Here is a 19854-nt window from a genome sequence, read left to right on the forward strand (position 1 = left end):
AAGCTGGCGGCGGATCGGCCGGCTCAGTATGGATGAGTCATGGAAGCGCGTTCGGCCAAATTCCGGATCGGGCAAGTGGTCAAGCACCGCATCTACCCATTCCGCGGCGTGATCTTCGACGTCGACCCGGTCTTCTCCAACACCGAGGAATGGTGGGAGGCGATCCCGGAGAACATGCGCCCGTCGAAGGATCAGCCGTTCTATCATCTCTTCGCCGAGAACGAGGAGACGGAATACGTCGCCTATGTTTCGGAGCAGAACCTCGTCAGCGACGATTCCGGCGCGCCCATCCGCCATCCCCGCGCCAAGGAATTCTTCCGGCGCGACCGGAAGGGGCGCTACCGGATCGATCATACCGACCTGCACTGAGGCCGGGGCTGCCTGTGCCGGGACGCGTCGGCCATCACAATGATCAATGAAAAAGGGCCGGCTCCATCGAGCCGGCCCTTTTTCATTTGGTTCGCGTTCAGCCGATCAGGGCTTGGGCGGCGTCGCCGGAGCAGCGCCCGGAGCCGGCGCGGCACCCGGAGCCGCATTGGCGCCGCCTGCGCCAAGGCGCTGACGCAGCTCTTCCTGGCGCTTGGCCAGCTCGTCCTGAAGCTGCTTCTGCTGGTCCTCGAGCACCTTCGGGTCGATCGGCGCGCCGTCGAAGCCCTTGGCGAAATCGGCGAGCGGAATGGCGAAGGTCACCTCGCGGGCGCCCTGGTTCTGGACGCTGATGTTGAGCGTCGTGCCCTTCTTCATCGCGTTGATGAAGTCCTCCTTGACCTGCGCCTCGGCGAAGCAGCCGTTAGGGAAGCAGATCGCGTAGCGGCCGCCGGTCGGCTGGGCGTTGTCGACGCCGAAGCGGATGCCGGGCTGCAGCATCAGGCCGAGCGGCATCAGGAAGCGGACGATCTTGTTCGGGTCACCCTTCACGTCATAGACGGCAGCCGCCAGCACCGGCTGGCCCTGATCCGAGACGAAGTCGCGGGTGGTGTAGCAGATTTCCTTGTTGGCGGCCTGGTCCTTGCCGCAGACCTTGGTCCAGCTCGTCTGGGACGGCTCGGGCTTGACCTGGACAACGGTCGGGCCGGTCGGAGCGGCGCCGGGCTGCTGCGCCGGGGCCGGCTGCTGGGCCGGGGCCGCGGGACGCTGGGCCGGAGCGGCGGGGCGCTGGGCCTGCGCGAAAGCCGCGACGGGCGCGAAGCCGACCGCCGCGCTGAGAACCAGCCCTAGAGCAGACGATGACAGGCGAAACGAAGCGGACATTCTCTGTCTTTCCTTATCAGGCGAATTCGGGGATCACGACTTCGCAAGCCGCGCGTCACCACCGACGGCCCAATCGCATGACGGCGCCGGCCATAGCAAGCCGTGCACATCAAGGGTGATTGAGGCGTTTGAATGACACCCGGTCTCGGCTTTAGCGACTTCGCGCGCGGGATTCCAGCCCGAATAGCTGCGTGACGGCCGTCAGCCCATGCTATTCTTACGTAGGGAATCAGGTCTTACGATGGATTTTAGTCGATCGCCCTTGGCGATGAGCCGCCGCAGGGTCAACACGATGCTCGCCTTGAGCCCGCTCGCCCTGTTGGCGCGCGGCGGCTCGGCCTTGGCTGATTCGGCCTCCGTGCAGCACGCCATCGCGATGCACGGCCAGCCTGCCCTGCCCCCCGGTTTCGCCCATCTGCCCTATGCCGACCCCAAGGCTCCGCGCGGCGGGCGCATCGTCTTCGGCGTCCAGGGCACCTTCGACAGCTTGAATCCGCTGGTCGTTCTCGGCGTCGCGCTGGACGCCGTGCCGAGATATGTGCAGCAGAGCCTGCTCTTCCGCTCGGCCGACGAGCCTTTCACCAGCTATGGCCTGCTGGCTTCGCAGGTGGAACTCGACGCCGATCGCAGAAAGCTCGCCTTCGAGATCGACCCTCGCGCAACCTTCGCGGACGGCGCGCCCGTCACCGCGGCGGACGTGCTCTTCACGGTCGAGATGCTGAAGACGAAGGGCAAGCCCTTCCACCGTTCGAGCCTCGCCCGCATCACCAAGGCATCGGCGCCCTCACCGAGGCGCGTCGAGTTCGAGCTCGGCGACGGCTCCAACCGCGAATTGCCGTTGGTGATCGGCGCGCTGCCGATCTTCGCCAGGCACGCGACCAATGCCGAGACCTTCGGCGATACGAGCTTCAAGCCGGCGCTCGGCTCGGGCCCCTATGCGGTCAGCGAGGTCCGGCCCGGCGAATCGCTGACGCTGAAGCGGCGGAAGGATTTCTGGGCAGAGGACCATCCGCTGACCCGCGGGCTCTTCAATGCCGACGAGATTCGCTACGATTTCTACCGGGATTCCAACGCCTTGTTCGAGGCGTTCAAGGCGGGGCTCTACGACGTCCGGCTCGAGGGCGATCCGACGCGCTGGATGACCGGCTACGACATCCCCGCGGTGCATGACGGGCGCATCATCAGACAGACTCTGCATTTCGACACGCCCAAGGGCATGACGGGGCTCGTCTTCAACACGCGCCGGCCGGTGTTCTCCGACGTCCGGGTGCGCGAGGCACTCGGCCTGCTGTTCGATTTCGAATGGGTCAACCGCAACCTGTTCCACGGCGTCTATCGGCGTGCCGGGAGCTTTTTTTCCGATTCACCCCTGTCTGCCCTCGGCGTCCCCGCTGATGGCCGCGAAAAGACCTTGCTCGCCGCTTTTCCTGATGCGGTGCGCGAGGATATCCTTGCAGGCACGTGGAAACCCTCGGAAACCGACGGGTCGGGCCGAGACCGCGAGCAGGCGCGCAGGGCGCTCGACCTGCTCAGGGCTGCCGGCTATGCGCTGCAGGACGGCGTATTGCGCAACGGCAACGGCGAACCCTTCGCCTTCGAGATCACCGTGACCAGCCGTCCGCAGGAGCGGCTGGCGCTGAACTATGCGCAGTCGCTCGGCCGTCTTGGCATCGCCGCCAATGTCCGGCTGATCGACGACGTTCAGTATTGGCGCCGGCTTTCGGCCTTCGATTTCGACATGATCCAGTGGACCTGGCCGGCCTCCGCTTCGCCCGGCAACGAGCAGATCGGGCGCTGGGGCGCGGCGAATGCCGAGCGCAGGGGCTCTCTCAACTACGCCGGGGTGCGATCGCCCGCCATCGATGCGGTGCTGCAGGCCCTGCTCGGCGCCCGCGAACGCGAGGATTTCGTCGCCGCCGTGCGCGCGCTCGACCGGCTGCTGCTATCGGGCTTCTACGTCGTGCCGCTCTACTACCTGCCCGACACCTGGCTCGCCCTTGCGCGCGACGTGGTGATGGCAGGGCGCCAGCCGGCCTATTTTCTCTCCACTGAAACGCTGGCGCGCCTCCCGGCCACGCCGGCTCCGGCGAATTGAAGGGCCGTCGATGCGAGCAGAACAGGACGAGGCTTCCGCCCTGCTCGATGGGCTCGATATCGACACGCTGCTCAAGGCCCTGACGCGCAGGCGCGGCTACGAGGCAGCCCTGCGCGATCCGCCGGGGCGGCGCGGCTGGAGCGACGTAAGCCCGGCCTCGATCAATTTCCTGCAGCTCGATCAACGGATCGACCAGCTTGCAAGGCTTCTTGCCGCCAACAAGGGACAGCCGGGCGCGAGCGTGGCGATCCTGGCTCCCCTGGGACCCGAGGCCGTTGTTTCCGTGCTCGCCTGCCTGCGCGCCGGCCTCTCCCCGCTGATGCTGCCGCTGCACGGTAACGAGCTTGAGCTACTGCGCCTCATTGAAGCTTCAGGCGCGGTCATGGCTCTCGGCGTCAGCCGCGTTGGACCCTTGCGGCCGCTGTTGACGCTGCGCAATCTCGCCATGCGCGCCTTCAGCACCCGCTTCGTCGGCGGCTTTGGCCCGGACGTGCCAGATGGCGTCGCGCCGCTCGACGCGCTCCTGGCCAATGCGAGCCTGCATCCCCTGCCCGGTCCGGTCGAGCGGCCCTGGCTGCAGGTTGCCGATGCCATCTCGCTCCAGGGTCCGCAGCGGATCTCGGAGCGGGAGATTCTCGGAAAGGCGCTCGAGATCTCGCGGGCACTGAAGCCGATGACCTCCTCGCGGATCGTCAGCACACTTGTCGGCGGTGATCTCGCGGCGCTCGCAAGCGGCCCGGGCATGGCGATGCTCACCGGCGTCGAATTGCTGCCCCTCGGCCTCTTCCACCTCGGCGATCTACAGGCCTGCATTGAAGGCGGACGTTCCGTTCATCTCGTGCTGCCGGGCAATATGGAGCCGGCGCTCGCCCATTCGCGCCTGGCGGGGCACCCGGCGCTCGCCAGCCTCGTCTTCGTGCAGCGGACCGGCGGCGGGCTCGCCTATCCGGCAATTGATCGCCCCGATCTCGCCATCGTCGATATCGCGGCGCATAGTGCTTCGGACATCACCGTCGCGAGGCGCCAGACGCCCAGGAGTTAGAACGCGCCGGGACGATGACGGGGCGAATTCTGGGGAGTGTTCACCATGTTTTCCGTCGGTCTTGTTCTGCTCTCTCTCTCGGCGAGCCCGACTCTTCCCGTCGCCGACTCGGTGCCGCGCTTTGACATCAACGCCTCCTGCGGCAGCGCCGACAAATCGGCCACGGGTATCGGCCGCCCCGCCAGTGCCTGCCGCGACGATGAGGAAAAGGCCCGCAACGCACTGGAAGCCCGCTGGTCGGAATACCCGGCCCGAGCCCGGACAACCTGCACCGAGGGCGCGAGCCTTGGCGGCCCGCCGAGCTATGTCCAGCTCATCACCTGCCTGGAACTGACGAAGAAATAGACGTGCCGCCGGGGAGCATCGCGGCGCGCAGCAACAGGTAGAGCACCGACGCATTGAGCAAGTGCCAAAGCCAAGGCGTTCCGAGCGGCAGGGCGCCGCAAAGCGGGCCGTCCATGCTGCGCAACGCCAACGAGGCTGCGAAAACCGCACCGGCCAACGCCATCAGTTTCCGCAGCCGCCGCGGCGCCGGATCCCGCGGCATGGCCAATGCAATGCCGACGAGCCCCAGCAGAAACGCCGCATAACCGGCAGAGCCCGCCACCATCGCTGGCAGGATTGCCCGCCCCGCCCAGGAGAGACCGAGGGCGACGCCGAAGAAGGCCAGCGTGCCGATGGCCGCTGCCCACCCGGGCGCTCCGAGGAACCGTGCAAGAGCGAAGGCGAAATAACCGAAGGCGAACAGTTGGATCGGCAAGACATCGGCCAGCACCGTCCAGCGGTTCGGCATGGTGTGAAACAGGAAGGAGCCGATCCCGATCGCGAAGACGCGAAGGATGAATGCGAGCACGATACCGTCGCGACGGCCCTGCCGGCGCCAGAGCCGGAAAGCCATCAGCGCCGCCAGAAGAAAGGCGCCATTTGTCACGGCGTTGACGGGCTCGGCCCAAAAGCTCGCATCGAGTCTTTCGCAATAGCCGAACTGCATCGATCCGCCCCTTGATCGCTCGCGATGTCGCATGCCGGCTTGCCTTGCAGCCGCCACTTCCGCAAAGCTCGCGCGCTCATTCCGGGGAAGACCAATATGCGCGGCCTTTATCTCCCGCTTTCCGTAATCCTCATGCTGGCAGCCGGAGCAACAGCACCGGCCTTTGCCAACCCCGAGACCTGCGCGAATCTCTGGACCGCCCGCAACGAGATCTACAAGGCGCAAGGCTACTGCTTCCGCACCCAGCGTGCGACCGCGGCCTTCGGCAATGCCGGCTGCCAGTACGACGCGATCGAGGACGTGCCGCTCTCGGCCAATGACCGCCGCGTGATTGCCGACATCGTTCGGCAGGAGCGGTCGCTACGCTGCCCGCGCTGACCCAAGGTTGCTGACAGCGATTGTCTGTGGAAGGCAGGGCTGCCCTGCGTCCAGCGGGAGCGAGGCCATGCTAGAAGCCCCGGTCGCGCGCCTGCGCCCGACCAAACAAGGCGATTCAAGACCGGTATGACGACAGCGATCGAGATGGGAACGACAAGGACCGGCGAGCCCGGTCTGATCGATCTCGCCGAATTGCTGGCGACGCGCCTGCTCGTCCAGGGCAATTCCGGCTCGGGCAAGTCGCATCTGCTGCGCCGCCTGCTGGAGCAGAGCGCGCCGCTCGTCCAGCAGGCCATCATCGATCCCGAAGGCGATTTCGTTTCGCTGGCCGACCAGTTCGGCCATGTCGTGGTCGATGCCGAATGCGGCGAGGCAGAATTGCAGCGCGTCGCGCTGCGCGTGCGCCAGCACCGTGTCTCGGTGGTGCTCAACCTCGAAAATCTCGAAGCCGACGAGCAGCTGCGCGCCACCGCCGCCTTCCTCGGCGGGCTCTTCGATGTCGACCGCTCGCTCTGGTTCCCGATGCTGATCGTGGTCGACGAAGCGCAGCTCTTCGCCCCCGTGATGGCAGGCGAGGCTTCGGACGAAGCGCGCAGGCTGTCGCTCGGCGCCATGACCAATCTGATGTGCCGGGGCCGCAAGCGCGGTCTCGCGGGCGTCATCGCGACGCAGCGCCTCGCCAAGCTCGCCAAGAACGTCGCCGCGGAAGCCTCCAACTTCCTCATGGGTCGCACCTTCCTCGACATCGACATGGCCCGCGCCGCCGATTTGCTCGGCATGGACCGGCGCCAGGCCGAGATGTTCCGTGACCTGGAGCGCGGGCAATTCGTGGCGCTGGGCCCTGCCCTGTCGAAACGACCGCTGCCGCTCAGGATCGGCGCGGTGTCTTCTGTCGATCGCGGAGGCGCACCGGGGCTGATGCCGCTGCCCGAGCAGGCGCCGGAAGAGGCCGGCAAGCTGATCTTCACGCCCGGCGCGGACGAGCCGCCGCCGATGGCACGGCCGGTGCGCCCAGCACCGCGCCCGCGCCCGGACCCGAACGAGGTTCTGCGCCGGATCGAGACCTACCGCCCGGCCCCGCAGCCGGAACCCGAGCCGGAGATCGAGCTGGAGCCGGAAGAGCGCGAGGCGACCATGGTCGAGATCCTGCGCGAACTGATGGCCGACCCGGAGGCCCGATCCCGACAGGTCGCGGTGCTCTATCAGGATTTCACCGTGCGCTGCCGCATGCGCCGGCTGGGCCGGACGAATCTGAGCCTCGAAGAGTTCCGCCGGAGGCTCGCCGTGGCGCGGGCCGGTGTCAGCGACAGCGTCGCGACCAGCGAGGGCTGGCAGGCGGCGGTGGCTGCCTCGGGCACGCTGCCCGAGGACCTGCAGGGGCTCTTCCTCTACATCGCCCGCACCGCGATCGAGGGGAGGCCCTGCCCCAGCGATGCCGAGCTCGCCGAAGTCTATGGCAGCCATTCGCCCAGCCGGGCGCGGCGCCTGCTCGGCTACATCGAAGAGCGCGGCCTGATCGTCTGCCATGTCGATTTCCGCGGCCTGCGAACGCTCGCCCTCCCCGCGCTGGGCGTCGAGACCGCACCGGGTCAGGCGCAGCCGCGGACGGCCGGGATGCCGCGCAGCGCCCGCGGCTAAACGTATCTCGTCTATCTCCCGAACCGCGCCGTCATCCCGGGCTTGACCCGGGATCGATGCCGGAGCGCGTCCGGCGCAGCTTGAGGCATGGACCCTGGACCTCCGCTTCGCCGCGTCCGGGATGACACGCTCCTTCTTCTGAAGTTCACTAGCTTCGGCGCCCCGCCTTTCGGCACGATGACTTCAACTCACGAATGCTGTTCCGCTCGGCGCACTAATCGCATTAGCTTCGAGCCGCCATGTTCCCGCCACCACAGGAGATCTGGATCATGGAATACCGGCGTTTAGGCCATTCGGGGCTCAAGGTTCCCGCCCTGAGTTTCGGCGCGGGCACCTTCGGCGGACAGGGGCCGCTCTTCAGTGCCTGGGGCAATACCGACGCTCGGGAGGCGCGCCGCCTCGTCGACATCTGCCTTGAAGCAGGGTTGAACCTCTTCGACACGGCGGACGTCTATTCGAGCGGCGCCTCCGAGGAGGTCCTCGGCGAGGCGATCAAGGGACGGCGCGACAAGGTGCTGATCTCGACCAAAACGACGCTGCCGATGGGCGACGGCCCGAACGATGCCGGCTCGTCGCGCAGCCGCCTGATCAAGGCGACCGAGGACGCGCTGCGCCGGCTCGGCACCGACTATATCGACCTGCTGCAGCTGCATGCCTTCGATGCCGGCACGCCCGTCGAGGAGGTTCTCTCGACCCTCGACGCGCTCGTCAGGGCCGGGAAGCTTCGCCATGTCGGCGTCTCCAACTTTTCGGGCTGGCAGCTGATGAAGTCGCTGGCTGCCGCCGAGCGCCATGGCTGGCCGCGCTATGTCGCGCATCAGGTCTATTACTCGCTCGTCGGGCGCGATTACGAATGGGAGCTGATGCCGCTCGGCATCGATCAGGGCGTCGGCGCGCTGGTCTGGAGCCCCCTCGGCTGGGGCCGCCTCACCGGCAAGATCAGGCGCGGCCAGCCGCTGCCCGCCGGCAGCCGCCTGCATGAAACCGCCGAATTCGGCCCACCGGTCGAGGACGAGCAGCTCTACGCCATCGTCGACGTGCTCGATGCCATCGCACAGGAGACCGGCAAGAGCGTGCCGCAGGTCGCGATCAACTGGCTGCTGCAGCGCCCGACGGTCTCCTCCGTTATTATCGGCGCCCGCAACGAACAGCAATTGCGCGACAATCTCGGCGCCGTCGGCTGGAACCTGACGACCGAGCAGGTCGCGCGGCTCGATGCCGCGAGCGTCCGCACGGCGCCCTACCCCTATTTCCCCTATCGGCGGCAGGAGGCCTTCGCTCGCCTCAATCCACCGGCGGTCTAAAGTCGAGCGCGGCCCGCGCAAAACTTGACCACCCCGCCTCCGAACGTGCATGACCTCAAGCCGTATTCACAGGTCCGGCCATGCGCGTTCTGTTGATCGACAACTACGACAGCTTCACCTGGAACCTGGTCCACCTCATCGGTGGCCTGGGGGCCGAGGTCGATGTCTGGCGCAACGACGCGCTGTCGGTCGAGGAAGCGCTGGGCGGCGAGCATGATGCGATCGTGCTCTCGCCCGGCCCCTGCACACCCAACGAGGCCGGAATCTGCCTCGACGTGGTCCGGCATGGTGCCGGCCGCAAGCCGATCTTCGGCGTCTGCCTTGGCCTGCAGGCGATGGGGCAGGCCTTCGGCGGCGACGTCGTGCGGGCGCCCGTGCCGATGCACGGCAAGGTCTCGCCGATCCGGCACAAATCACGCGGCCTGTTCCGCGGCATCAACGGGCCGCTGCAGGCGACCCGCTACCACTCCCTCGTGGTCGACCGCGATTCCTGCCCAACCGTCTTCGACATCGAAGCCGAGACCGATGACGGCCTGATCATGGCGCTCTCGCACCGGGAGCTCCCGGTCCACGGCGTCCAGTTCCACCCGGAGAGCATCGCCTCCGAGCATGGCGCGACGATCCTGCGGAATTTCCTCGATCTCGCCCAGCGATGGCGCAGCGAGCACGAAGCCGCCGCCCTGACCCCATCAGCCTGAATTCCGCAGAGATTCCATGGACGACTTCAAACCCTTCATCGCCAAGGTCGCGACCGGAGCGACGCTCTCGCGCGAGGAGGCGCGGGACGCCTTCGACACGATCCTCTCGGGCGAGGTCACCAATGCGCAGTCCGCCGCCTTCCTGATGGCGCTGCGCGTGCGCGGCGAGACGATCGAGGAGATCGCCGGCGCGGTCGGCGCAATGCGCGGCAAGATGCTGCCGGTGAAGGCGCCGGCCGAGGCGATCGACATCGTCGGCACCGGTGGCGATTCCTCCGGCTCCTACAATGTCTCGACGCTGGCCTCGATCATCACCGCCGCCTGCGGCGTGCCCGTCGCCAAGCATGGCAACCGCGCGGCCTCCTCGCGCTCGGGTGCCGCGGACGTGCTGACCGCGCTCGGCGTCAGGGTGGGGCTGGATTCGGCCGGCACGGAGCGCTGCATTGCCGAGGCCGGGGTCGGCTTCATGTTCGCGCCGACGCATCACGCCTCGATGCGCCATGTCGCGCCCGTGCGCACCGAACTCGGCACGCGCACGATCTTCAACCTGCTCGGCCCGCTCTCCAACCCGGCCGGCGTCAAGCGCCAGCTGATCGGCGCCTTCTCCGAGACCTGGCTCGAGCCGATGGTCAAGGTGCTGGCCTCGCTCGGCTCGACCCGCGTCTGGGCCGTGCACGGCTCCGACGGGCTCGACGAGATCACCACCACCGGCCCGACCCGCGTCGTCTCGCTCGATAGCGGCAGGATCGAGAGCTTCACGATCAGCCCCGCCGATGTCGGCCTTGAGCCGGCCAGGCCGGAGGTGCTGCGCGGCGGCACGCCCGAGCAGAACGCGGCTGCGCTGAACGCCGTGCTGGCCGGCGAGAGAACCGGCTTCCGCGACATCGCCGCCTTCAATGCGGCTGCGGCGCTGCTGGTCGCCGGCAAGGCCGCGAACCTGAAGGACGGCTTCGCCCAGGCGACGGCCGCGCTCGACTCCGGCAAGGCCAAGGCGACGCTCGCCGCGCTCGTCAAAGCCTCGAATGCGTGAGGCCGGCATGACCGACATCCTCGCCAAGATCGAAGCCTATAAGCGCCAGGAGATCGCGGCCGCCAAGGCCGCGGTGCCGCAGGCCGAGATCGAACGCCGTGCCCGCGCGGCCGCCAAACCGCGCGGCTTCGCCGATGCGCTCGCCGCCAAGCTCGCGGTCGGCAAGCCGGCCCTGATCGCCGAGATCAAGAAGGCCAGCCCGTCCAAAGGGTTGATCCGCGCCGATTTCGACCCGCCTTCGCTCGCCCGCGCCTATGCCGCCGGCGGCGCTGCCTGTCTTTCGGTACTCACCGACGCGCCCTCCTTCCAGGGCCAGCCGGAATTTCTGACGCAGGCGCGCGAGGCCTCCGGCCTGCCGGCGCTGCGCAAGGATTTCCTCTACGAGCCCTATCAGGTCTACGAAGCCCGCAGCTGGGGCGCCGACTGCATCCTGATCATCATGGCCGGCGTCGACGACGACACCGCCCGGGCGCTGAACGAAGCCGCTCGCGATCTCGGCATGGACGTGCTCGTCGAGGTGCATGACGACGCCGAGCTCGACCGGGCACTCAAGCTCGAAAGTCGGCTGCTCGGCATCAACAACCGCGACCTGCGCAGCTTCCACGTCGATCTCGCCGTGACCGAGCGGCTGGCGCCGCGCGTCCCGGCCGACCGCATCGTCATCGGCGAGAGCGGCATCTTTGCCCATGCCGACATCGCCCGTCTCAACAAGGCCGGCGTCAACAGCTTCCTCGTCGGCGAGAGCCTGATGCGGCAGGCGGACGTCACAGCGGCGACGCGGACCCTGCTGACCGGCCAGGCTCAAGAGAACGCGGCGTGAGCCGGCTCAGCCATCTCGACGCCCAAGGCCAGGCACATATGGTCGATGTCGGCGACAAGGCCGAGACGACCCGCATGGCAGTAGCCGAGGGCAGCGTCGTGATGGCGCCGGAGACGATTGCGATCGTGCGCGACGGCAATGCTAGGAAGGGCGATGTGCTCGGCACGGCGCGCCTCGCCGGCATCATGGCCGCTAAGCGCACGCATGAGTTGATCCCGCTCTGCCACCCGCTGCTGCTCAGCAAGATCGGGGTCGATCTGGAGATCGACGAGGCCCTGCCGGGCGTGCGCGTGCGCGCTGAGGTGAAGATGAAGGGCCAGACCGGCGTCGAGATGGAGGCGCTCACCGCCGTGTCCGTCGCCTGTCTCACCGTCTACGACATGGTCAAGGCAGTCGACAGGGCGATGCGGATCGAGAATATCCGGCTCCTGCACAAATCCGGCGGCCAGTCCGGCGACTACGAGGCGAAAGCCCGCTGATGGCGCTCACCCCGGTCCCCGTCGCGCGCAAGGCGCTGCTCAACAGCATTCCGGGACCGACCGGAGCGGAGACCCTCCCGCTCGCGCAATGCGCATGGCGGGTGCTCGCAGCCGATCTGAAGGCGCTCAGAACCCAGCCGCCCTTCGCCAACTCCGCCATGGATGGCTACGCCGTGCGTGCCGACGAGATGGCCGAAGATGCCACACTCGCCGTGATCGGGGAGTCCGCCGCCGGGCGGGCCTTTGACGGTACGGTCGGGCCGGGCGAAGCCGTACGGATCTTTACCGGCGCGCCGATGCCTGATGGTGCCGACACCATCCTGATCCAGGAGGACGCCGACGGCGTCGGCAGCCCCACGATCCGCGTGCGGGTGCCCCCCGCCAAAGGCAAGTTCCTGCGCCGGGCGGGGCTCGATTTCCGCGAAGGCGACGCCCTGCTGTCGGCCGGACGCGTGCTCGACAGCGCCGCACTCGGGCTCGCCGCCGCGATGGGCCATCCCTCGCTGCCGGTCCGGCGCAAGCCGCGCGTCGCGATCCTGGCGACCGGCGACGAGCTGGTGGCGCCGGGCGAGCCTGTGGGGCGCGACCAGATCGTCGCCTCGAACTCCTTCGCGCTCGCCGCGCTGGTCGAAAAGGCCGGTGGCACCGTGCTCGATCTCGGCATCGCCCGCGACGACCATGCCGATCTCGCCAACAAGATCGGCATGGCGCGGGCTGCCGATGCCGACGTGCTAATCACGCTGGGCGGCGCCTCGGTGGGCGCACACGACCTCGTGCAGGAGGCGCTGACCCGCGCCGGGATGTCTCTTGGCTTCTGGAAGATTGCCATGCGGCCGGGCAAGCCGATGATGACCGGTCGGCTCGGCCGGATGGTCGTGGTCGGGCTTCCCGGAAACCCGGTCTCCTCGATCGTCTGCGGCCATCTCTTCGTGCTGCCGCTGATCGAAGCCCTGCTCGGCATGGCCGGCGCCGATCGCGACCGCAGCGTCCCCGCCCGCCTCGGCAGCGACCTGCCGGGCAATGACGAGCGTGAGGATTATCTGCGCTCGGAGCTGGCGCTGACGCCCGATGGTTGGGTTGCAACGCCTTTCGATCGGCAGGATTCCTCCATGCTCGGCACATTGGCGCGGGCGCAGGCGCTGACGATCCGCCCGGCCCATGCTGCGCCCGCCAAGATAGGCGACCTCTGCCGTATCCTGCCGCTGCGGTAGACGGGCGCTCTCGCGCGACCGGGTTGCGGAACACAAGGCGAACAGTTATGGTGTTCGTGATTTGTTTCGAATCTACGCTTTTCCGGGGCCGGCGGGATCATGCTGACACGCAAGCAACACGAACTCCTGCGCTTCATCCAGGAACGCTTGCGTGAGAGCGGGGTGCCGCCCTCCTTCGACGAGATGAAGGACGCGCTCGATCTGCGCTCGAAATCCGGCATCCACCGGCTGATCATGGCGCTGGAGGAGCGCGGCTTCATCCGCCGCCTGCCCAACCGGGCGCGTGCGCTCGAAGTCATCAAGATGCCCGATGGACTCGGTACGCCGCAGCAGCGGCCGCGTTTCAGCCCTGCGGTCGTCCAGGGCGGGCTCGGCACGCAGCCCAATCTCGGCAAACCCCGCCCCACCGCCGATGAGGACAGCCGCTCTTCGATCGCGATCCCGGTCATGGGCCGCATCGCCGCCGGCACACCGATTTCGGCCATTCAGAACCGCAGCCACACCGTCTCGTTGCCGCCCGACATGCTCGGCTCCGGCGAGCATTACGCGCTCGAAGTACGTGGTGACTCGATGGTCGAAGCGGGCATCCTCGACGGCGACACCGTCATCATCCGCAAGCAGGACTCGGCCAATACCGGCGATATCGTCGTGGCACTGATCGACGACGAGGAGGCCACACTCAAGCGGCTGCGCAAACGCGGCTCCTCGATCGCGCTCGAAGCCGCCAATCCCGCCTATGAGACGCGTGTGCTCGGGCCGGACCGGGTCAAGATTCAGGGCCGCCTCGTCAATCTGATGCGGCGTTACTGAAGCCGTTCGACCTCGGCTTCGCCATCGGCGGAAGCTGGCGGAATGCTGATGCTCGTTGCAGCGGGCGCCGCCAGACGGGGTTCGCGTCGGCGGCTCCACGGCCGATCGGCCGCGCTGGGCTCTGAGATGCGGCTGCTCCATCCCGACGCCGTGCGGTAGAGCGAGGTCGCGCCGTCGCGTGACAGTCCCATTCGCTCGATCAGCCGGGCCTTGCAGGCGCCGCTCCAGGGAATGGCGGTGACGACGAGGTCGGCCCGCAGGCAATCTTCGATGATCGCCAGCCGGTCGCGCGTGTAGGAAATCATGCGCTTGTCGGCCGTTTGCGCAACACAACCCAGTTGATCGCAAGCGATGCCGGCGCGCAGCGTCGGATCGTCCGGCGAGCGGCTGTCGCCGTCGGCACTCAGCCATTGCTGCAGCACGAAGCGGCTGGGCTTGCCGGCGACCGCAAGGCGTCCATCGAGGCCCCGCACAGCAAGCCCCGAGCCGTCGCGTTCGATCAGGATTTCCGGCCGCTCCGGCTTTCCGGCGATGGCGACGCCGAGCACGATGGGGACCGCCGCCAGCCAGCGCCAGGCCGTGGTCCACAGCGTCAGCCAGAGCAACGCCAGCACGAAGCAGGTCAGCACGGCCGGGCTGAAGGCGGCGATCATCACGGTGGAATGGTCGATGCTTGCGACCCAATGCGCCACCTTGAGCACGACATCCGAAGCCAGCCCCATCAGCGCCCAGGCAGGCCAGTCCAGCCCGAAGGGATAGGCGAGCACGCCGAACACCGCCGCAGGCATCACGAACAGCGAGACGAAAGGCAGTGCCATGGCGTTGCCCAGCAGGCCGAAAGGGTTGAAGGTCTGGAAGTGATAGGCCCCGAAGGGCGCTGTTGCGGCCGTCGCCAGCAAGGTGGTGACGACGATGCCGAGCGCCGCTGCCCAGACCGGCCCGAGCGGCCATGGCAGGCTCGGGGGCGGCTCCGTGCGTTTTCGGCTCTCCCAGCGTTCGGCAAAGGCGATCAGGGCCGCAACCGCGCCGAATGACATCTGGAAGCTCGGTCCGAGCAGCGCCTCCGGCTCGCGTAGCAGCACGATCATGGCTGCAAGAGCGAGATTGCGCATGCTCAGTGCAGCACGATCGACAAGGATCGCGCCGAGCATCACCAGCGTCATGATCAGCGAGCGTTCGGTCGCGACGTCACTGCCTGAAAAGATACAGTAGGCGGTCGCGCCGAGCATCGCCGCGACGGCCGCGATCTTCTTGATCGGCCAGAGCAGCGCGGCAGTCGGGGAGAGCGCCAGTAGGGCGCGCACCAGCCAGAAAATCGTCCCGGCCGCGAGAACCATGTGCAGGCCTGAGATCGAGACGATGTGGTAGATTCCGGCGGCACGCAGGCCATTGTTCGTCGCCTCGGTGATCAGGCCGCGCTTCCCCGTGACAAGGGCGGCAGCGACCGCCCCGCCCTGCCCGCCGCCTACTTCGGCGATGCGCCGGGTCAAGGCGTTGCGGGCCCGGTCGATCGTGACATCGACGGCAAGGCGCGTCGGCATTGGGTGCGGCGCGGGCGCCGACGCGATCTTGCCTGCGATACTGCCGACTGCGCCGATGCCGCGGAAGAAGGCATCGCGCGCGAAATCGTAGCCGCCCGCCCGAGCTGGCCCCGGTGGAGGCAGGAGCCGCGCCGTCGCCGCGATATGATCCCCCGGAGCGACCGAGCCGGCGCGGATATTGACGCGCACGCGCCTTGGACGCTCCGCGGCCGGCATTCCGGCGAATTCCGTTAACAGCAGGACAATGCGGGCGCCGTTGTCGCGTGCCTCCACGCTCTCGACGAAACCCGTCACCTTGCCGATTCGCGGCCGCTCCAGCATCGGCGCGGCGATATCGGCCGTCCGCCAGACGCCGGCGGCAAAACCCGCGAAGGCGGCGGCCGCCGCCAGACAGGCCATCGAGGCGAACCGACGGGTTCGCAGCGCGAACGCGAAGATCGCGCTGAGCGCGAAGCCGGTCAGAGGCGCCCACAAAGCCGGCTCACGATCTGCCGCGAAATAAAGCAGGATGCCGACGCCCGTCGCCACAGGCAGCCATAGGAACGGGCGGCGACGCTCCGCCTCCAATTCGAGCGCCTGACCGAGCCGGGCCTGCCAGTGGTTGAACCAGGCTTTGAAGCGAACGGAGATCAGCCAGGGCGCGAGCAGGCGCAAAGGCAACGCCTCGGCTCGCGCGCCGCGCGGCATGTCCTGCCCCGGCGGCCCCGGCTGCATTCTCCGCCCCTCCCCCGCCGGCGCAGCAATTTGACCGCTTAACCTTTCCGGCCAAGCCATGTTACAGGGCGCGCGCCGGTTGTCATGTCATGACCTGCGCCATTTCCCTGTCTTGCCCCGGACGGCTCGTGCCGCCCGGCCGGAGTTGCCTTCCATGAGCAATGCCGTCGTCACGCGCTTTGCGCCCTCGCCCACCGGTTTCCTGCATATCGGCGGAGCCCGCACGGCGCTGTTCAACTGGCTCTATGCCCGCCGGCAAGGCGGCAAGATGCTGCTGCGCATCGAGGACACCGACCGCGAACGCTCGACCGACGCAGCCATCGCCGCGATTCTCGACGGGCTGGAATGGCTCGGCCTCGATTGGGACGGCCAGACCGTCTATCAGTTCCAGCGTGCGGCGCGCCACCGGGAGGTCGCCGAGCAGATGCTCGCCGCCGGCAGGGCCTATTACTGCTATGCCAGCCCGGCCGAGCTCGAGGAGATGCGCGAGAAGGCGCGCGCCGAGGGCAAGCCGCTGCGCTATGACGGGCGCTGGCGTGATCGCGATCCGTCGACCGCGCCGGAAGGCGTGAAGCCGGTGATCCGCCTCAAGGCGCCGCAGACCGGCGAGACCGTAGTCAATGACGAGGTCCAGGGCCGCGTCGTCTGGCAGAACGAGAATCTCGATGACCTCGTGCTGCTGCGCTCGGACGGCACGCCGACCTATATGCTCGCCGTCGTGGTCGACGACCATGACATGGGCGTGACCCATGTCATCCGCGGCGACGACCATCTCACCAATGCCGCCCGCCAGACGCAGATCTACGATGCGCTCGGCTGGGACGTGCCGAGCATGTCGCATATCCCGCTGATCCACGGTCCCGACGGCGCCAAGCTCTCGAAGCGCCACGGCGCGCTCGGCATCGATGCCTATCGCTCGATGGGCTATCTGCCGGCGGCACTGCGCAACTATCTCGTGCGGTTGGGCTGGAGCCATGGCGACCAGGAAGTCTTCTCCACGCAGGAGATGATCGACGCCTTCAATCTCTCCTCGATCGGCCGTTCGCCAGCCCGCTTCGACTATGCCAAGCTCGAGAACCTCAACGGGCTCTATATGCGCCAGTCGAGCGACCAGGAACTGCTCGACGCGCTCAAGGTCATCCTGCCGGAGATCGGCCCTGCCCGCGGGCTCGGCCCAACGCTGTCGCCCGAGCTCGAAGCGCGTTTCCTCGCAGCGATGCCCGGCCTCAAGGAGCGCGCCAAGACGCTGGTCGAGCTGCTCGACAGCGCCTTCTATCTCTATGCCCCACGCCCGCTGCAGCTTGACGACAAGGCCAAGAGCCTGCTCGACGAAGCCGCGCGCCAGCGCCTGCCGCAGATCGCGGAGAAGCTCGCCGCGGTCAGCGACTGGTCGCCGGCTCCGCTCGAAGCGGCCGTGCGGGCCTATGTCGAGGAGACCGGCATCAAGCTCGGCCAGGCGGCGCAGCCGCTGCGCGCCGCGCTGACCGGCCGCGCCATGTCGCCCGGCCTGTTCGACGTGATGGCCGTGCTCGGCCGTGACGAGACGCTGGCGCGGCTCGCCGACCAGGCCTGAGCTGTCGTCAATGGGGCGTCGCCGCTGCCGAGCGGTGCCCCACTTTCAGCTTTCATGCTCGCGCATGCCGCCTCGCGATGGCGGCGCTGTCGCTGCTCGCGCAGATATGATCCGGACGCGGTTCCAATCGCCTTTAGGCTTGGTTGAATGCACTGGGCAAATGGTCTAGTGACGCGCAAGTGCGTTGCGCGGCCACCCCGCGGCGGGGCACGAATATTGCTTGTAAATCAGTCACATGGGTCTCCTTCCACCTCCCCTCCCGACATCAGCCCGTCACATCGCGGGCCGCGGATGGGAAAAGGCTGGCGCGGAAGTGCCGGCGGACAGGCGAAACAGGGGCTGAACAGCAGCGAGCCTTGAAAGGATCGGTATCGATGAGCGGAAACACGAGCCAGCTCCAGGTCGGCGACAAGACCGTCGACATGGCGATCAAGCAAGGGTCGGTCGGCCCTGCCGTCATCGACATCGGCAAGCTCTATGCCCAGACGGGCATGTTCACCTACGACCCCGGCTTCACCTCGACCGCGAGCTGCGAGTCGCAGATCACCTATATCGACGGCGACCAGGGCGTCCTGCTCTATCGCGGCTACCCGATCGAGCAACTCGCCGAGCATGGCGACTTCCTCGAGACCTGCTATCTCCTGCTCTACGGGGAACTGCCGACCGCCGCGCAGAAAGCGGATTTCGACTATCGCGTCACGCGCCACACCATGGTGCATGAGCAGATGGCCCGCTTCTTCCAGGGCTTCCGCCGCGACGCGCACCCGATGGCCGTCATGGTCGGCTCGATCGGCGCGATGTCCGCCTTCTATCACGACTCCACCGACATCTCGGACCCGCATCAGCGCATGATCGCCTCGATGCGCATGATCGCGAAGGTGCCGACGCTGGCGGCGATGGCGTTCAAATACACCGTCGGCCAGCCCTTCGTTTATCCGCTGAACTCGCTGGACTACACCTCGAACTTCCTGCGCATGTGCTTCGCGGTCCCGGCCGAGGAGTACAAGGTCAACCCGGTGCTGTCGCGCGCGCTCGACCGCATCTTCATCCTGCACGCCGACCACGAGCAGAACGCCTCGACCTCGACCGTGCGCCTGGCCGGCTCGTCGGGCGCCAACCCCTTCGCCTGCATCGCGGCCGGCACGGCCTGCCTGTGGGGGCCCGCCCATGGCGGCGCCAACGAGGCGGCGCTCAAGATGCTTGAGGAGATCGGGACCGTCGACAACATCCCGAAATACATCGCCAAGGCCAAGGACAAGAACGATCCGTTCCGCCTGATGGGCTTCGGTCACCGGGTCTACAAGAACTACGACCCGCGCGCCAAGATCATGCAGAAGACCACGCATGAAGTGCTGAACGAACTCGGCATCAAGGACGACCCGCTGCTGGACGTCGCTGTCGAGCTGGAGCGCATCGCGCTGCACGACGAGTACTTCATCGAGAAGAAGCTCTACCCGAATATCGACTTCTATTCGGGCATCACGCTGAAGGCGATGGGCTTCCCGACGTCGATGTTCACCGTGCTCTTCGCCGTCGCCCGCACGGTCGGCTGGATCGCGCAGTGGAAGGAGATGATCGAGGATCCCTCCCAGAAGATCGGCCGCCCGCGCCAGCTCTACACCGGCTCGCCGCAGCGCGACTATACGCCGATCGGCCGCCGCTGATCCCAGCGCAGCACGAACGCCAGCAAGGGCGCGGTGGTCTCCACCGCGCCCTTATTGTTTCGGAAGATTGATCAAAGCCATGTGGATGATCCGCTAGCGCGTCTGGGAAGGTGCTGAAGGACAACCCGGGCCAGTATTCTTGTGCCTCCTCCGATGTCGGCACGCCGCTGCATCTCTCCGGCGAGCTGTTCAAATCGCTCGGCGGCGTCCAGATGAACCATGTGCCCTATCGCGGCGCCGGCCCGGCGCTGAACGACGTCGTCGCTGGCGCGGTGCCGATCATGTTCGACAACCTCCCCTAGGCCGGCTTCATCCGCGAAGGAGCGCGTCGCGTCCTTCCCGGATGTGCCGGCCATCGCCGAGAGAGGCCTGCCGGGCTATGAGACCTATACCTGGAGCGCGCTGTTCGGCCCGGCCAACATGCCCCACCCTGTCGTCGAGAAGATCAACCAGGCCGCCAACCTGGCGCTCAAGGACGAGGGCGTGAAGAAAAAACTCAACGACGTCAGCGCCGATATCGCCGGCTCGACGCCCGAGCAGCTCGGCGAGCACGTCAGGACCGAACTCGCCAAATGGGCGCCGATCGCCAAGGCGTCCGGCGCAGTCGTCGAATAA

18 protein-coding genes and 1 pseudogene are annotated in these 19854 nt (G+C 67.4%); 16 read left to right on the forward strand and 3 right to left on the reverse strand.

Features of this window, described 5'->3' with window-relative positions; translation table 11 throughout:
- Positions 1 to 39: 39 nt before the first annotated feature.
- Positions 40 to 369, forward strand: a complete 330-nt coding sequence (gene hspQ / locus AC1DEZ_RS02845) for a heat shock protein HspQ (RefSeq protein ID WP_441512597.1) — start codon at positions 40 to 42, stop codon at positions 367 to 369.
- A gap of 105 nt (positions 370 to 474) precedes the next feature.
- Here the strand turns inward: hspQ and AC1DEZ_RS02850 are convergent, their stop codons facing one another.
- Positions 475 to 1251 carry an invasion associated locus B family protein gene (locus AC1DEZ_RS02850; RefSeq protein WP_476778559.1) on the reverse strand — a complete coding sequence of 259 codons (777 nt, stop codon included), beginning with the start codon at positions 1249 to 1251 and terminating at the stop codon, positions 475 to 477.
- Between the two features lie 268 nt (positions 1252 to 1519).
- Between AC1DEZ_RS02850 and AC1DEZ_RS02855 the strand changes: the two genes are divergently transcribed.
- From AC1DEZ_RS02855 to AC1DEZ_RS02865, 3 genes are read left to right on the forward strand one after another with little or no spacing between them, the layout of a single operon-like run.
- Positions 1520 to 3346, forward strand: a complete 1827-nt coding sequence (locus AC1DEZ_RS02855; protein ID WP_476778560.1) for an extracellular solute-binding protein — start codon at positions 1520 to 1522, stop codon at positions 3344 to 3346.
- Between the two features lie 10 nt (positions 3347 to 3356).
- On the forward strand, positions 3357 to 4388 hold the full coding sequence (locus AC1DEZ_RS02860; RefSeq protein WP_476778561.1) for an AMP-binding protein: 1032 nt from the start codon (positions 3357 to 3359) through the stop codon (positions 4386 to 4388).
- A 45-nt stretch (positions 4389 to 4433) separates the two neighbouring features.
- A complete protein-coding gene (locus AC1DEZ_RS02865) occupies positions 4434 to 4733 on the forward strand; it encodes a hypothetical protein (protein WP_441512601.1) in 300 nt (99 codons plus the stop codon).
- Here AC1DEZ_RS02865 and AC1DEZ_RS02870 read toward each other — a convergent pair.
- Positions 4705 to 5379, reverse strand: coding sequence for a ceramidase domain-containing protein (locus AC1DEZ_RS02870; RefSeq protein WP_476778562.1), 675 nt, complete (start codon positions 5377 to 5379; stop codon positions 4705 to 4707). The genes AC1DEZ_RS02865 and AC1DEZ_RS02870 overlap by 29 nt on opposite strands.
- 96 nt (positions 5380 to 5475) lie before the next feature.
- Here AC1DEZ_RS02870 and AC1DEZ_RS02875 point away from each other — a divergent pair, with 96 nt between their 5' ends.
- The 9 genes from AC1DEZ_RS02875 (at position 5476) to lexA (ending at position 13747) form a co-directional block, all read left to right on the forward strand.
- Entirely contained in the window at positions 5476 to 5757 is a 282-nt protein-coding gene (locus AC1DEZ_RS02875) for a YARHG domain-containing protein (protein WP_476778563.1), read from the forward strand.
- A gap of 126 nt (positions 5758 to 5883) precedes the next feature.
- A complete protein-coding gene (locus AC1DEZ_RS02880; protein ID WP_441512604.1) occupies positions 5884 to 7395 on the forward strand; it encodes a helicase HerA domain-containing protein in 1512 nt (503 codons plus the stop codon).
- Positions 7396 to 7664: 269 nt separating this feature from the next.
- On the forward strand, positions 7665 to 8699 hold the full coding sequence (locus AC1DEZ_RS02885) for an aldo/keto reductase (RefSeq protein WP_476778564.1): 1035 nt from the start codon (positions 7665 to 7667) through the stop codon (positions 8697 to 8699).
- 80 nt (positions 8700 to 8779) lie between these two features.
- On the forward strand, positions 8780 to 9397 hold the full coding sequence (locus AC1DEZ_RS02890; RefSeq protein ID WP_476778565.1) for an anthranilate synthase component II: 618 nt from the start codon (positions 8780 to 8782) through the stop codon (positions 9395 to 9397).
- A 16-nt stretch (positions 9398 to 9413) separates the two neighbouring features.
- Entirely contained in the window at positions 9414 to 10427 is a 1014-nt protein-coding gene (gene trpD, locus AC1DEZ_RS02895; RefSeq protein ID WP_476778566.1) for an anthranilate phosphoribosyltransferase, read from the forward strand.
- A gap of 7 nt (positions 10428 to 10434) precedes the next feature.
- A complete protein-coding gene (gene trpC, locus AC1DEZ_RS02900) occupies positions 10435 to 11247 on the forward strand; it encodes an indole-3-glycerol phosphate synthase TrpC (protein ID WP_476778567.1) in 813 nt (270 codons plus the stop codon).
- Positions 11244 to 11726 carry a cyclic pyranopterin monophosphate synthase MoaC gene (gene moaC, locus AC1DEZ_RS02905; RefSeq protein WP_476778568.1) on the forward strand — a complete coding sequence of 161 codons (483 nt, stop codon included), beginning with the start codon at positions 11244 to 11246 and terminating at the stop codon, positions 11724 to 11726. The genes trpC and moaC overlap by 4 nt, the downstream gene beginning before the upstream one ends.
- On the forward strand, positions 11726 to 12937 hold the full coding sequence (locus AC1DEZ_RS02910) for a molybdopterin molybdotransferase MoeA (protein WP_476778569.1): 1212 nt from the start codon (positions 11726 to 11728) through the stop codon (positions 12935 to 12937). The genes moaC and AC1DEZ_RS02910 overlap by 1 nt, the downstream gene beginning before the upstream one ends.
- A gap of 99 nt (positions 12938 to 13036) precedes the next feature.
- A complete protein-coding gene (gene lexA, locus AC1DEZ_RS02915; protein WP_441512610.1) occupies positions 13037 to 13747 on the forward strand; it encodes a transcriptional repressor LexA in 711 nt (236 codons plus the stop codon).
- On the opposite strand, the gene AC1DEZ_RS02920 is transcribed toward lexA, so the two are convergent.
- Positions 13741 to 16002, reverse strand: coding sequence for a ComEC/Rec2 family competence protein (locus tag AC1DEZ_RS02920; RefSeq protein ID WP_476778570.1), 2262 nt, complete (start codon positions 16000 to 16002; stop codon positions 13741 to 13743). The genes lexA and AC1DEZ_RS02920 overlap by 7 nt on opposite strands.
- Positions 16003 to 16156: 154 nt before the next feature.
- Between AC1DEZ_RS02920 and gltX the strand changes: the two genes are divergently transcribed.
- The 3 genes and pseudogenes from gltX to AC1DEZ_RS02935 form a co-directional block, all read left to right on the forward strand.
- Positions 16157 to 17575, forward strand: coding sequence for a glutamate--tRNA ligase (gltX, locus tag AC1DEZ_RS02925; protein WP_476778571.1), 1419 nt, complete (start codon positions 16157 to 16159; stop codon positions 17573 to 17575).
- A gap of 374 nt (positions 17576 to 17949) precedes the next feature.
- The gene (gltA, locus tag AC1DEZ_RS02930) at positions 17950 to 19239 is read left to right on the forward strand and encodes a citrate synthase (RefSeq protein ID WP_149128843.1); all 1290 of its coding nucleotides are present in this window, start codon (positions 17950 to 17952) and stop codon (positions 19237 to 19239) included.
- 110 nt (positions 19240 to 19349) lie between these two features.
- Positions 19350 to 19854, forward strand: a pseudogene (locus tag AC1DEZ_RS02935) (Bug family tripartite tricarboxylate transporter substrate binding protein); the annotation flags it as partial.

Source organism: Allobosea sp. 10L422 (assembly GCF_056395345.1).